This window comes from Kitasatospora sp. NPDC001539 (assembly GCF_040298565.1).
GTDB lineage: Bacteria > Actinomycetota > Actinomycetes > Streptomycetales > Streptomycetaceae > Kitasatospora.
The window spans coordinates 1-12542 of record NZ_JBEPAK010000207.1 but is presented as its reverse complement, the minus strand read 5'-3'; the positions used below and the strand labels follow the sequence as shown (position 1 = coordinate 12542).

The following is a 12542-nucleotide window of genomic DNA, read 5'->3' as shown; positions in this document are numbered from 1 at the left end:
GGCCGGCCGGCGGCGCGGGGGCCCGCCACCGCGGGGGGGGGGGCGCCGGGGCCGCGGCCGGACGGCCCCGGCCCGGCCCGGCCCGGCCTGTGCAGGCCCCGGCTCCGCGGCCCCGCACCCGGCGGCCCGGCACCCCGCCGTCCGGCCAGTCCGCCTCACCGCGCGGTGCCCGGGAGCGGAAAGGAGTGGTGCTCGTGCGCCACCAGCCAGCGTCCGCCCTCCTTCCGCAACCCGACGGTGAGCCGCAGCCGCTGGGCCGGCCGCTCGTCGAGGTCCTGCCGGGTGCCGCACCGCAGCAGGGCGTGGGCGAAGGCCACGTCCGGGCCGGCGGTGACCCGGAGCGACTCCAGCTCGAAGACGGCGCCCTGCGCCTGCCACTCGAAGAACGGCGGCCAGGCGGCCCGGTAGGCGTCGATGCCGAGGACGCCCTCGTAGGGCGGCGGCACGTCGAACATGACGATGTCCGAGGAGTGGTCGGCGACGACCCCGTCGAGATCGCCCGCGTGCACGGCCGCGACCCAGCTCCGGATGAGGTCCTCGATCTGCTTCTCGTCGCTCGTGGCCATGGTCAGGATGCTGCGCCGCCCGCGCCCTCCCCGCAACGGCAGAGGCCCGGCCGCGCCCCCGGCCGTCCCGTTGCGTTAGGAAGCCTTCTTCCGGGGTAACCGCCCGCCGGATCATGAGGACGGCCGCACGAGGAGACGACCAACGATGGACCGGCAGGAGCCGATACCGCCGCTGAGCACCGAGCACGACCGGCGGAGCGGCCACCGGCCGGACACCGCGGTCCGCCGGTTCTGCCTGCGGCTGCGCAGCCGGGCCTGGGACGTCACCAGCGGGCTGCGGCCGCGCACCGTGCTCGCGCTGATCACCCTCTCCGTGGCCCTGCTGGCGGTCGGCCTGCGGGCGTCCGCGGAGCCGCTGTTCTGGGCGTTCACCGGCGGCTGGGCGCTGGCGCTCGCCGTCTCGTTCGCCGTCCTGTGCGCCTGCGCGGGGCCAGGCCGCGACGCCGCCGGGCTCCCGGTGCGCGAACTGCCCGCGGAGGGCGGACCGGCGGTCCGGGGCGGGGACGCGGGCGAGCCGACCGAGCCGTGAGGAGCCCGGGCCGTCAGCGGCACCGGCGGTGCGGAGCCCCGGCGGTGCGCGGCCCTGACGGTACGGAGCCCTGACGGTACGGAGCCTTGTCTGTACCGAGCCCTGTCTGTGCGGAGCCCCGGCGGTCGGGGCCTCAGTCCTGCCGCTTGGCGCGGACGATGACCACCGGGCAGCCGGCGTGCTGCGCACAGCGCGTGCTCACCGAACCGAGCAGCGCCCGGGTGAACCCGCCGCGGCCGTCGCTGCCGACCACCAGCACCTCGGCGCCCCGGGCCGCGTCCAACAGGACGTCGGAGGGATCGCCCATCACCATCGCCTGCCGGACCTCGACGGGCTGCTCCCCGTCGAGCGCGGCTCGGAGTCCGTCGGCGAACCGGCGCTCCGCCAGCTCCCGGTCGAAGGTGTGGTCCACCACGGGCGCCGACCAGCCGAAGTGGCTCGGCGGCTCCCATGCGCCCACCGCCTCCACCACACCGCCGATCAGCTGGGCGTGCCGGGTCGCCCAGCGCAGCGCGGCGTGTGACGCCGGTGAGTCGTCCACGCCGACCACGACACGGGGAACCGAGTCGTTCGCGTCCATCTGTACCGTCCTGTCGGTCATCGCTCTTCCACCACGGTGCGGGTCGACCGGGGCTGCGGCCAGTACGGTCCGGCACTCGGGTGACGCAGCCGGGAAATCCGCGGTCCGTCGGCCGTAGCGGTGACGGGCCCGGCTGTCGGCGGCTGCTCCTAGACTGCGGCGCGCAACCGAGTGAAGGAGCAGCAATGGATCGACCCACCGGCCGCGACACGGCCGCCCTGCGCCGGACCGTAGGGGACGCGGCCACGCCCTGGACGGAGGTGGCGGCGGCAGTCCGGGCGCTGGGCCGGGCCGGTGAGGAGGAGCAGGAGTACGCGACCCGCACATTGCTCGACCGGGAGCTCTCCCTGCTGTGGGCCGAGGAGATCGCCGAGGCGATGACCGACTACGCCGCACCGCACCGTGCTGCCGTGGCCGAGCGCCTGCGCGGACCGGCGAGCGCGACGGGCGCGTTCGACGAGCAGCGGATCCAGGCCGCGCTGGCGCTCGCCGCGCTCGGGCCCGAGTACCGGGACGAGGCCGTCGGCGCACTGCGCGGCGCGATAGCCGACCCGCAGACCGGTCAGCCTTCGCGGTACCGCGCCGCCCAACTGCGCTGGACGGCGGCCCTGGCCCTCGCCCAGACCGATCCGGAACTCCGGGACGAGGCCGCGGAGGTGATCCGGCGCGAGGACCTGGCGAACGACGGTTGGGAGAACGAGCTGGCCCGTGCCGAGCACCTCCACGAGCTCGGCGGCGCCTGGGCCGAGGAGGCCCGGCGGATGCTGCTGGCGCTGCGGGAGCAGGTGGACGAGGAGTTCGCCGTCGACGTCGACCTGGCACTCGAGGAGTTCGACGAGTCCGAGGACTCCGAGGATTCCGAGGAGGACTCGGCCGACGGGTCCGGCGTCCCCGGCCTCCTCTCCCCGGAGGAGTCCGCGGCCCAACTGCGGGCCAGGATCCAGGCCGGCCAGGGCGAGCGCGGCGATGTCTTCGTCGCCCTCTCGGACCAGGCCGGGGACCAGATCTGGAACGTACTGCGCCCGGTGGAGTTCGGCTCGGTCAAACTCACCTGCAAGGAGCTGACCGGGGCGCCGCGGTCGGGCCGACCGAGCCCGGGCCCGGACGCCTCCACCGAGGACTACGTCGTCGAGCTGAACCCCAAGCAGCGCCACCACCGGCCGGTCACCCTGCACTACCGCTACCACCCGGAGCTGGAGGCCGTCCTGGTGCTCACGCTGGTGGTCGATGCCTGAGGCCCGACGGCCGGTACGGGGGCGGCGACGCCGTCCCCTACCGGAGCGCGCCGACCCGCGCCACCGGGAGCCCCCTCGGGCGGCTGTCGCCACCCGGTCGTCGGACCTGGCGGAACACTCCAAGATCGGTTGGCGATCCTTGTCCCCGGCGCCGGTCCTGCCCTGATCACGACGGCAACAGACTGGCAGGGCGCGGCGGCCGACCGGTCGTCGCACCGCCGACCGACCCAAGGACCGCCACCGTGACCGAGCGCGTGATCGACCCCCGCAACCGGGGCTTCCTCTTCCTCGACTCCCACCCCGCGGGCTGCCGGCACCTGGTGGCCGACATGTGGCGCTCCTGCCCGGAGCCCACCGGCGTGCCGGAGGGCGCCGGGCCGGTCGCGCTGATCATCGGCTCCTCCGCCGGGTACGGCCTCGCGGCCACCCTCGCCGGACTCAAGCGCGCCGGCATCCGCGGGATCGCGGTGTCCTTCGAGAAGGCCCCCACCGAGCGGCGCACCGCCACCGCCGGGTGGTACCGCACCGCGGCCACCGCCGAGCTCGCCCGCGCCGAGGGGCGCGACCTGGTCTTCCTCAACGGCGACGCGTTCTCCGACGCGACGAAGGAACAGGTCGCCGACCTCATCGAGCGGCGTTTCGGCGGCAGCCTGGACTACCTGGTGTACTCCGTGGCCGCGCCCCGCCGCACCGACCCCGCCACCGGCACCACGTACGCCACCGTCCTCAAGCCGATCGGCCGGGCCGACCGCACCAAGACCCTCGTCTTCGACGACCGGGGCGCTCCGGAGGTCCGGGAGGTGGAGACCGCACCGGCCGAGGGCGACGACGTCGAGCAGACCGTCGCCGTGATGGGCGGCGCGGACTGGGAGCGCTGGATCGACCACCTGGCCGGCCGCGGACTGCTCGCCGCCGGCTTCACCACCGCGGCGCTGACGTACATCGGCTCGCCGCTGACGGCGGCGATCTACCGGCAGGGGACCATCGGAGCGGCCAAGGCGCACCTGGAGGCCACCGCGCGCAGCCTGAACGAGCGCCTCGGCGCGGCGGTGGGCGGGCGGGCCGTGACCTCCGTCAACGGTGCCGCCGTCACCCAGTCCTCCACCGCCATACCGGGCATCGCCCTGTACACCGGGCTGCTGCGCGGTGTCCTCGGTGCGGGTGTGGTGCCGCCGATCCGTCAACTGGCGGAGCTGTGGGACCAGCTGACGGGGGCGGCCCCGCTCGCCACGGACGACGAGGGGCGCATCCGGCTGGACGGCTGGGAACTCGCCGACGACGTCCAGGCGGCCGTCGCGCAGCGTTGGGAGGCCGCCACCACCGCCACCGTCGCGGGCCTCGCCGACCTGGACTGGTTCCGCGCCGAGGTCGAGCGCCTGTACGGCTTCTCCGTGCCGGGCGTCGACTACACCACCGCCGTGGCCACCGACGTCCCCTGGCCCGACCACACCCGCTGAGGCGGCTGATGGTGCCGGTCCGAGGCCCCCGGAAGGCCCACCCGGCGTGTGGTGGGAGCGGAACCGGCCGATCCTCGACTCATGGCATCGATCATCGTCCTGTTCGAGCTGGAGCAGGACGAGGCCCTCGGCCCGGACGGCGTGGAGCCGGTGGTGCTCGCGGTGCACGCCGCGGGCGCCGACCCCGACGCGCCCGAGGACCCGCTGCAACGCACGCTGTGCGGTCTCGACACCGACGAGATGGAGCACTCTCACTACCGCGCCATGCGCCCCGGCGATCCCTGGTACCCGCTGCCGCTCGCGGACCGGCGCTGCCGCGCCTGCGAGGCGGCGCTCCGGGCGCTGTGAGCGGTCGGCCGCGGGCCCGCCAGGACGGAGCGGGTGGAGCGGGTGGAGCGGGTGGAACAGGCGGAGCGGGCGGAGTGGACGCGCCGGGCGGGGCGGGTGGGGCGGGCGGGGACTTCGACACCGTCGCGGACGGCCTCTACGGTCTGGCGCCCTCCGCCTTCACCCGGGCCAGGGACCAGGCCGCAGCCGACGCCCGGCGCGCCGGGGACCGCGCCCTCGCCGCCCGGATCAAGGTCCTGCACCGGCCGACGGTCGCCGCGTACGCCCTCAACCGGTTGGCGCGCGATCACGCTGCGGAGCTCGGCGCGTACCTCGACCTGGGCCGGGACCTGCGGCGGGCGCAGGCCGAGTTGGCCGGGCCCAGCCTTCGGGAGCTGTCCGCCCGACGCCACCGGGTGGTCACGGCGCTGACCTCCCGGGCCCGCGAAGCGGCCGCCGCCGGCGGCGTCGACCTGGCCGAGGGGCAGCTGCGCGAGATCGAGGAGAGCCTGCGGGCGGCCTCCGCCGACGAGGGCGCGGCGGCCGCACTGGCCGCCGGCAGGCTCACCACCGGCATCCGGCAGACCTCGGGCCTGCCCGTGCTGCCGGACGTCACAGCGGCCCCGGAGCCGGAGCCGGAGCCGGAGCAGCAGCCAGCGCAGCAGCGCGGGCGAACGACCCGGCCCCGGCCGGCGCGGGCGGCGCGTGCGGAGGAACCGCACCGGTCGGCAGCCGACCAGGAGGCCCGCCGCCGTGCCCGGGCCGAAGCCGCACGGGCCGAAGCCGCACGGGCCGAAGCCGCCCGGGCCGAAGCCGCACAGGCCCGAGCCGCCCGGGCCGAGGCCGAGCAGGAGCACCGGGCGGCCGTGCGGGACCATGACCGGCTGACGCGCCGGGCGGAGCAGCTCGCCGCCGACCGCGAGCGGGCCGAGCACCGCGTCGAGAAGGTGCGGGCCGAACTCCGGCAGGCGCAGCAGCGCAGCGAGGCCGCGGCCGCCGCACTCGCCCGGTGCGAGGCCGAGCGGGACACCGCCGCCACCCGGGTCGCCGACACGACCCGGCGGCTACGGGAAGCGGAGGACAGGGTGGCGGCCGCGGACGGTGCCACCGGCGGCGGCCGGACGGACGGATCCTGACGCGGTCGGGCCGGTCTCAGCTGTCCGCCCGATCGTCCGCTCTCCGGGCCCGGCGGCGGACGACCACCCGCTCGACAGCGGTGCCGAGCGCGAGGAGCGCGAACAGGAGCGCGGCCGCGGCGCAGTACACGGTCGTCTCCGTGTCGTCGCTGACCACGCCGGCGAGGACCGCGAGCACCACCGCCGTGAGCGCGAACAGCCCGGCGAACGACGTGGCCGCGAATCGCCGGGCCGGGGGATCACCTTCGTTCGGCATGCCGACTCCCTCGTTCTCCGGGCCGCTTCCGGTCCCCCCGGCAGGTGCGCCTCACCGATCCTCCGGGGACGAAACACCGGCTCCGCTGAGCCTGCCCACCGCGCCCGGCCTCCTCGCGCCCCGGCGGGCGGGTGCCGGTGCTCAGGGCAGCGGGTGGGGGGAATTCCCGCCCGGACCGCGCTTGTTACTGATGCGCCATCACATTTCTCGAAAAAAGGCCGCGGCGTCCGGCTGTCGTTTTTTTGAATAACGATTGACTCCGGGGGCTATCCGGAATTCCCTCCCGGGTCCTACGCTGCGGCGCGTGTCGATATTCCGAAGGCTCCGCGCTTCCGGGCCGCGTCTGCGGCCGGAGCTGGACGACGTCCAACTCGGCCGCGTGCGGCGGCAATTGCAGTCCACCGGGCGGCTGGGGGTGGACGACGTCCAGATCGACCAGGTGGAGCGGCTGCTCCAGGAGGCCGGTGCCGACTGGGACCGCCGCGGGCACCGGTTCGCCGTGCTCGCCGAGGCGGCCGCGCCGTCCGCGTTCGCCCGGTCCTGGCGGCGGCGCCGCCAGCGCAGCACCGACGCGCTGGTCTTCGACGCCTGGGTCGAGCTGGTCCGGGGCCGGCAGGCCGGGGGCATGGAGGACGCCCGGGCCGCCGCCGACCAGTGCTACCGGGCCGCCGACGCCGAGCCGGCCGACCCCGGGCCCTGGGTGGTGCTGCTCGCGATGCTGCGCCTGATCCGAGCCGAGTCGCGCGAGGTGTTCGCCGTCTGGTCGGAGGTGGCCGCGCGGGACCCGTGGAACCGCGAGGCCTGCCTGCAGATGCTGCGGTACCTGTCGCCGGAGGAGTGCGGCTCGCGCAGCGGCCAGCTGGACTTCGTCGACTCGCTCCGGGCCTCGATGCCACCGGCCGCGCCGGTCGTGGGGGTCGAGCTGACCGCCCTGGTCGACGAGTACGCCCGGACGACGGCCAAGGGCGGCGTCGAGGGACTGATGGCCCGCCGCCAGTGGACGCACGTCCGGGCCACCGGAGCGCTGGACGCGGCCCTGAACGTCTGGCCGCGCCAGGGCCGCCTGCGCCATGCGGCGGCGCTGGCCGACCTCAACCTGCTCGCCTACGCCCTCGTCCAGGCCGGTCGGGTCCGCGAGGCCGGCGAGACCTTCCAGGCGATCGGCGACACCGTCACCGCCTGGCCGTGGTCGCTCGACGGCGACCCGCTCCAGCGTTTCGCGTACTGGCAGGCCAAGGGCCTGGCCTGAGGCGCGCCGCCACCCGGCTCCAGCGCCGCTACCCGGCCTCCAGCGCCGCGACGAGCTGGGGCAGGCCGTCGGCGGCCACGGCGAGGGCCAGGTGGTCGTGGTAGTCCCGGCTGTGCACGATGAGCCCGTCGCGGACCCGCAGCGCCTGGATGTTGGCGGCCTCGACGGTGCGCCCGGTGCCCCGGTTGAGCACCCGGTAGTCGTACTCGGCGACGATCACCTCGGGGTCGTCGGTCTCCCGGACGACCACGTTCCGCGCCCGCAGCTCCAGCGGCGAGTGGGTGCCGATCTGCTCGAACCGCTCAGCGAGCACGGCCCGCCCCTCGAACCGGCGCGGGCCGACCGGCTGGAACACGGTCTCCACCACCGCGTCCTCGGCGTAGAGCCGGGCCAGGTCGGCGAACCGCCCCTCGGTGATGCCGTCCAGCAGCTCGAGGAAGACCTCGCGCGGGGAAGGTGTCTCGGACATGATCAACCCCCGGGACCGCGTCGCCGGAACCGGACCGGCGACTCCGCTCGAACGGTACGGACTGACCGCTCCGGTTGTCCACGGGTACGTCTTGTCCACGGGTACGTCCGCGACCGCTGCGGACAGGAGGAGACCGGCATGCGCGAGGCCGCGCAACGGCCGCTGCGCGCGGACGCCGCACGCAACCGGGCCAGGCTGCTCGACCCCGCCACCGAGGTGTTCGCCGACCGTGGCGTCGGCGTGCCGACCGCCGAGGCCGAACCCGCCGGGGCCTTCTTCGCCGGCTTCCGCCTGGTCGTCGAACGGTCCGCGGGCAAGTAGGAGTTGATCCGCGCCCTCGCCGAGGCCGGGGTGGACGTGCACGCCTCCGTGCGGGAGTCGACCGAGCAGATGCGGGCCCAGCTCGCCGGGCTCCTCGCCAGCAGCGGTCGGCGAGGTGGCCTTCGCCGGCCTGCGGCCCGACCGGCGGCGCCCTGAGCACGTCCCGAGCATGCCCTGAGCACGCCCCGAAGCCGGCCGCGGGGGCGGGCCCGGCGGGACGGGCCTCACCGCCGACCGGGTCGGTCCGGGGACATCGGTGGCGCTTTCCGTGGTCAGCACGGAGGCGCTCCGTACCGCGGCCGGGCGAGAGTGTGGCCACGGCCGTCGGGACACGGCGGGCCGGACACCCGAGGCACGACGAGAGGACAGGTCATGACCAGCACCAGCACCAGCGCCAGCACCAGCACCGCGAGCGGCACCTACGAGGGCTTCACCGCCGAGGAGCGGGCCGCGATGAAGGACCACGCGGAGGAGCGGAAGAAGGCGGCGCGGCGCGGCTCGCGGGCGGACAAGGCGGCGGAGGCGGAACGGGACGTCCTCGCGAAGATCGCCGAGATGCAGGACTCGGACCGGGCCATGGCCGAGCGCGTGCACGCCGTCGTCACGGCCGCCGCCCCGGCGCTCGCCCCCAAGCTCTGGTACGGGATGCCCGCCTACGCGCTGGACGGCAAGGTGGTCTGCTTCTTCCAGAGCGCGGAGAAGTTCAAGGCCCGCTACGCCACGCTCGGCTTCAGCGACCTGGCCAAGCTGGACGACGGCCCGATGTGGGCTGCCGGATTCGCCCTGACCGAGGTGACGCCGGAGGTGGCGGAGAGGATCGCCGCACTGGTGGAGCGGGCGGTCGGCTGAGGAGGCGCCGCCGCCCCGCGGCGGCTACCCGACCGCCCCGGGCAGCAGACCGAGACCGGTGAGGGCCCGGCGGCCGGTGCGGGCGTGGTCCCCGCCGGCCAGCAGGAGGGTGCGGGCCGCCTGGTAGGGGCAGCCCGCCGCCTCGAACGCCGCGGCAACGGCCGGCCGGCGCGCCAGATCGCCGTCCAACAGGGCCTGCGCCCGGTCAAGTTGGGCGGTGGCGACGGGGTTGCCGGCGGTCCGGCTCCGGGCCGCGTCGATCCGGTCCTGGGCCTTGGGATGCCCGGTGAGGACGGACGCCTCGGCCCGCAGGGACACGTACCAGTGCAGCCACACCCAGCACACCCACTTCCACACCTCGTCGGGCTCCGGCGCGAGGCGCCGCAGGGCCGCCTCCGCGTCACCGCGGTGCAGCAGGACCATCGCGTCGAGGACCGCACCGTGGCCGTGCCGGTGGTCCAGGGCCGGGCCGGCCCGGTCCGCGACGCCCAGCCAGCGCGCCCGGGCCGCGTCGTCGCCGCGCAGGCCGTGGATCATCGCGACCGAGGCGGCGGCCGGTCCGAGCACGAACGAGCGCTGCCGGCCGCTGCGCTCCCAGGCGTCGAGGAACCGCGCTCCGAGGGTGAGGACGGCGTCGGCGCGGCCGGCGAACGCCTCGGTGACCAGCAGCCAGGACGTGGCGTGGTGCCCGGCCTCGGCCAGCAGCGGATGCTCGGCGAGCTGCCGGCCCCACTCGCGGGCCCGGGGCAGCCGGCCGACGCCGAGGGCGTTCCCGGCGGCCATCGCGAGGGCGTCCACCAGTTCCAGCGTGCCGGCCGGGGTGGCCGGAAGGGGAGCGAGGAGGTCGATCCGGCGTCGGGCGGCCTCCGCGGCGCCGAAGGCGTCCCCGGCCCAACTGCTCGCCCCCGAGAGCGCGTCCAGGGCCGCGGACTCGGCCAACGGATCACCGGCCCGCCGGGCCAGGTCGACGGCCCGCTCGGCGTACGCGACGGTCTCCCCGGCGGTGTTGTCGGCGTCGCCCTGGACCGCGCCGTAGGCGTCGGCGAGTACCGCCGCCTCCGCCAGTGCGACGGCCGCCTCGGCGGCGCGGTCGCCGGGGGCGGCCAGGGCCCGTGCTCCGGCGAGCAGGGGAGCGACCTCGTCGGCGGTGGGGATCCGGGTGAAGGTGCTGGAGAAGCGGTACGCGGCGGTGGCGGCGGCCGCCAGGTCCCGGGCGGCGCCGACGGTGTCACCGGCGCGCCGGGCGGCCTCGGCGGCGGCGCGGTGCAGTCGGAAGACGTCCTCCCCGAGCCTGCGGCACCCGGCCACTCCGGCGGCGTTCCGCAGCGCCGTCACGGCGGCCGGGCCTTCGGCGAGCCGGGCGGCCTGTTCGTACCGCTGTTGCGCTTCGCCGAGCAGGTTGCGGGTGAAGGCGAGCTCCGCGAGGGCCACGGCGAGACGGTGGGCGTCCGCGCGGTGCCCGGGCTGCTCGGCGGCCCAGGCGAGGGCGGCCCGGAGGTCGTCCGCGACCGCGTCGAAGCGGGCGCGCGCGTCGGCGCTCCCGGGCCCGTGCGGGGCGGAGCCGGCCGGGGCGGCGCCGTCGTCGGAGCCGCCGGGGGAGCCGCCGTGGGAGCCGGTGAGGGCGGTGGCGCGGGCCAGGCACCAGGCCAGGTGGCCGGACCGGGCCCGGTCCGTCTCGCCGGCCTCGGCGAGCTTCTCGCTCCCGTACTGGCGGATGGTCTCCAGCGCCTGGTACCGGGTGCCGGTCGTGGACGGCAGGGCGGTCAGCAGGCTCTGGTCGGCCAGCCGGCCCAGCCCGTCGGCGACGGCGGCCGGATCCAGCGGGGCGAACCCGGCGACCCGCGCGGCCGCCCGCGCGGTGAACGGCTTGACGAACACCGACACCCGGCGCAGCAGCACCTGGTCCGCGGGCTCCAGCAGGTCGTGGCTCCAGTCCAGGACGGCGCGCACCGAGCGGTGCCGGCCGTCCGCGCGGGCACCGCCGGTGAGCATCCGCAGCTGGTCGCGGAGGCCGGCGGTGAGGCCGTCGAGGCCGAGGGTGGCCCACCGCGCCGCGGCGAGCTCGATCGCGAGCGCCATGCCGTCGAGCCGTTCGCAGACGGCCACGACCCCGTCGCTCACCGCCGGCCCGGGGGGCCAGCCGACGGCCGCGGCGCGGTCCATGAACAGGGCCACGGCATCCGACTCGTCGCCGCCCTCCCGGGACAGCGGCAGGACGGGGAAGGCCCGCTCGAACGGCACCACCAGCCGGGCGCGGCTGGTGGCGAGCACCCGGACGCGCGGACAGGCGGTCAGCAGCCGCTCCACGAACGGCGCCACGCCGTCCCGCACCTGCTCGCAGTTGTCCAGCACCAGCAGCGCCTCGCGGTCCGCCAGGGCCGTCACCAGGGTGTCGTCCAGGCCGTGTCCGGGCTGCTCGCCCACACCGAGGGCCGCCGCGACCGCCGGGACCACCCGACCGGCCCCGGTCACGGGGACGAGGTCGACGAAGCACACTCCGTCGGCGAAGTCAGCGGCCAGTTCGGCCGCCACGGCCAGCGCGAGCCGCGTCTTGCCCACTCCGCCCGGGCCGACCGCCGTCACCTGCCGGTGCGTCCGCACCGCCCGGGCCAGCTCCGCGCGTTCGCGGACCCGGCCGATGAACGGCGTCAGTGGCGCGGGGAGCGCGACCGGCGGGCGCGGCCGGGCGGCACGGGCGAGGTCGGTCGAGCGCCGGGACAGCGCCCGCCGGTCCGGAAGCTCGAGCTTGCGCAGCAGCGAGGAGACGTGCGACTCGACCGTGCGCACCGAGATGAACAGCCGCCCGGCGATCTCCGCGTTGCTGAGGTGGTCCCCAAGGAGCGCGAGCACATCGGCTTCCCGAGCCGATATCCGTGGAGTTGACACCCGCTCATTATCCGTGGCGGCTTCCGTGGCCGGCACGGAGGCGGCCCGCACCGGCCCCGGGCGAGGCTGTGACCACAGCGATCGGGCCCCGAGGGCGGGGCCGCAGGATCGACCACGACGAACAGGAGCAGCGACCGATGACCACCGAACCCCGCTCCCGGGCCCGCCGGCGCCACGACACCGAGCAGCGGCTCGCCCGGGACGTCGACCTGTGGGTGGCCAGCGCCTCGCCGGACGGCCTGCCGTACCTGGTGCCGCTGTCCTTCGACTGGGACGGCGAGGCGCTGCTGCTGGCCACCCCGGCCGGCAGCCCGACCGGCCGGAACCTGGCCGCCGCCCGCACGGCCCGGCTGGCGCTCGGGCCCACCCGGGACGTCACCGTGATCGACGGCCACGTCGAGGTGCTCCGGATCGACGCGCTGCCCGCGCAGACCGGGGACCGGTTCGCCGCCCGCACCGGTTTCGACCCGCGCACCTCGGCCGGTTCCTACCTCTGGTTCCGGATCACCCCGCGCCGGATCCAGGCCTGGCGGGAGGCGGACGAGCTGCGCGGGCGGGAGCTGATGCGCGACGGCCGCTGGCTGGTGTGATCCAGGCGCCGCCCGGGCCCGTCCAGGTCCGGCCCCTCCCGGCTCCGGTCTCCGGGGGGACTGCGCCGCTGCCCCGCCCCGGCGCCGTCGGC

The 12542-nt window shown here is 76.3% G+C and carries 14 protein-coding genes; 9 read left to right on the top strand and 5 right to left on the bottom strand.

The genetic code is table 11. The features are described from left to right. Positions 1-155: 155 nt before the first annotated feature. Positions 156-566 carry a YybH family protein gene (locus ABT247_RS25805; protein ID WP_350746490.1) on the bottom strand — a complete coding sequence of 137 codons (411 nt, stop codon included), beginning with the start codon at positions 564-566 and terminating at the stop codon, positions 156-158. 145 nt (positions 567-711) lie between these two features. Between ABT247_RS25805 and ABT247_RS25800 the strand changes: the two genes are divergently transcribed. Next, positions 712-1095, top strand: a complete 384-nt coding sequence (locus ABT247_RS25800) for a hypothetical protein (RefSeq protein ID WP_350746487.1) — start codon at positions 712-714, stop codon at positions 1093-1095. A 133-nt stretch (positions 1096-1228) separates the two neighbouring features. Here ABT247_RS25800 and ABT247_RS25795 read toward each other — a convergent pair whose 3' ends face one another. Beyond that, a complete protein-coding gene (locus tag ABT247_RS25795) occupies positions 1229-1696 on the bottom strand; it encodes a universal stress protein (RefSeq protein WP_350746484.1) in 468 nt (155 codons plus the stop codon). A gap of 164 nt (positions 1697-1860) precedes the next feature. On the opposite strand from ABT247_RS25795, the gene ABT247_RS25790 reads away from it, so the two are divergent. The 4 genes from ABT247_RS25790 (at position 1861) to ABT247_RS25775 (ending at position 5830) form a co-directional block, all read left to right on the top strand. Continuing rightward, complete coding sequence (locus ABT247_RS25790) at positions 1861-2910, top strand: hypothetical protein (protein ID WP_350746481.1); 1050 nt, start codon at positions 1861-1863, stop codon at positions 2908-2910. Between the two features lie 242 nt (positions 2911-3152). Next, positions 3153-4367, top strand: coding sequence for an enoyl-[acyl-carrier-protein] reductase FabV (fabV, locus tag ABT247_RS25785; protein ID WP_350746478.1), 1215 nt, complete (start codon positions 3153-3155; stop codon positions 4365-4367). An 81-nt stretch (positions 4368-4448) separates the two neighbouring features. Then, positions 4449-4715, top strand: coding sequence for a hypothetical protein (locus ABT247_RS25780; protein ID WP_350746476.1), 267 nt, complete (start codon positions 4449-4451; stop codon positions 4713-4715). Positions 4716-4789: 74 nt separating this feature from the next. Beyond that, on the top strand, positions 4790-5830 hold the full coding sequence (locus tag ABT247_RS25775; RefSeq protein ID WP_350746473.1) for a hypothetical protein: 1041 nt from the start codon (positions 4790-4792) through the stop codon (positions 5828-5830). 16 nt (positions 5831-5846) lie between these two features. On the opposite strand, the gene ABT247_RS25770 is transcribed toward ABT247_RS25775, so the two are convergent. Beyond that, positions 5847-6086, bottom strand: a complete 240-nt coding sequence (locus tag ABT247_RS25770; protein WP_350746471.1) for a hypothetical protein — start codon at positions 6084-6086, stop codon at positions 5847-5849. A gap of 304 nt (positions 6087-6390) precedes the next feature. Between ABT247_RS25770 and ABT247_RS25765 the strand changes: the two genes are divergently transcribed. Further along, on the top strand, positions 6391-7335 hold the full coding sequence (locus ABT247_RS25765) for a hypothetical protein (protein WP_350746469.1): 945 nt from the start codon (positions 6391-6393) through the stop codon (positions 7333-7335). Between the two features lie 28 nt (positions 7336-7363). On the opposite strand, the gene ABT247_RS25760 is transcribed toward ABT247_RS25765, so the two are convergent. Continuing rightward, positions 7364-7804 carry a nuclear transport factor 2 family protein gene (locus ABT247_RS25760; RefSeq protein ID WP_350746467.1) on the bottom strand — a complete coding sequence of 147 codons (441 nt, stop codon included), beginning with the start codon at positions 7802-7804 and terminating at the stop codon, positions 7364-7366. Between the two features lie 138 nt (positions 7805-7942). On the opposite strand from ABT247_RS25760, the gene ABT247_RS25755 reads away from it, so the two are divergent. Then, positions 7943-8125 (top strand): hypothetical protein, encoded by a 183-nt coding sequence (locus ABT247_RS25755; protein ID WP_350746464.1) that lies wholly within the window; start codon positions 7943-7945, stop codon positions 8123-8125. A 372-nt stretch (positions 8126-8497) separates the two neighbouring features. Beyond that, on the top strand, positions 8498-8974 hold the full coding sequence (locus ABT247_RS25750) for an iron chaperone (RefSeq protein WP_350746461.1): 477 nt from the start codon (positions 8498-8500) through the stop codon (positions 8972-8974). Between the two features lie 24 nt (positions 8975-8998). Here ABT247_RS25750 and ABT247_RS25745 read toward each other — a convergent pair whose 3' ends face one another. Next, the gene (locus ABT247_RS25745; RefSeq protein ID WP_350746459.1) at positions 8999-11860 is read right to left on the bottom strand and encodes an ATP-binding protein; all 2862 of its coding nucleotides are present in this window, start codon (positions 11858-11860) and stop codon (positions 8999-9001) included. A 137-nt stretch (positions 11861-11997) separates the two neighbouring features. On the opposite strand from ABT247_RS25745, the gene ABT247_RS25740 reads away from it, so the two are divergent. After that, positions 11998-12450, top strand: coding sequence for a pyridoxamine 5'-phosphate oxidase family protein (locus tag ABT247_RS25740; protein WP_350746456.1), 453 nt, complete (start codon positions 11998-12000; stop codon positions 12448-12450). Positions 12451-12542 lie beyond the last annotated feature (92 nt).

Coding starts and splice junctions, on each gene's coding strand:
- ABT247_RS25790 (WP_350746481.1), top strand. CDS start 1,861: ATGGATCGACCCACCGGCCGCGACACGGCCGCCCTGCGCCGGACCGTA.
- ABT247_RS25795 (WP_350746484.1), bottom strand. CDS start 1,696: ATGACCGACAGGACGGTACAGATGGACGCGAACGACTCGGTTCCCCGT.
- ABT247_RS25770 (WP_350746471.1), bottom strand. CDS start 6,086: ATGCCGAACGAAGGTGATCCCCCGGCCCGGCGATTCGCGGCCACGTCG.
- ABT247_RS25755 (WP_350746464.1), top strand. CDS start 7,943: ATGCGCGAGGCCGCGCAACGGCCGCTGCGCGCGGACGCCGCACGCAAC.
- ABT247_RS25750 (WP_350746461.1), top strand. CDS start 8,498: ATGACCAGCACCAGCACCAGCGCCAGCACCAGCACCGCGAGCGGCACC.
- ABT247_RS25800 (WP_350746487.1), top strand. CDS start 712: ATGGACCGGCAGGAGCCGATACCGCCGCTGAGCACCGAGCACGACCGG.
- ABT247_RS25805 (WP_350746490.1), bottom strand. CDS start 566: ATGGCCACGAGCGACGAGAAGCAGATCGAGGACCTCATCCGGAGCTGG.
- ABT247_RS25760 (WP_350746467.1), bottom strand. CDS start 7,804: ATGTCCGAGACACCTTCCCCGCGCGAGGTCTTCCTCGAGCTGCTGGAC.
- ABT247_RS25740 (WP_350746456.1), top strand. CDS start 11,998: ATGACCACCGAACCCCGCTCCCGGGCCCGCCGGCGCCACGACACCGAG.
- ABT247_RS25780 (WP_350746476.1), top strand. CDS start 4,449: ATGGCATCGATCATCGTCCTGTTCGAGCTGGAGCAGGACGAGGCCCTC.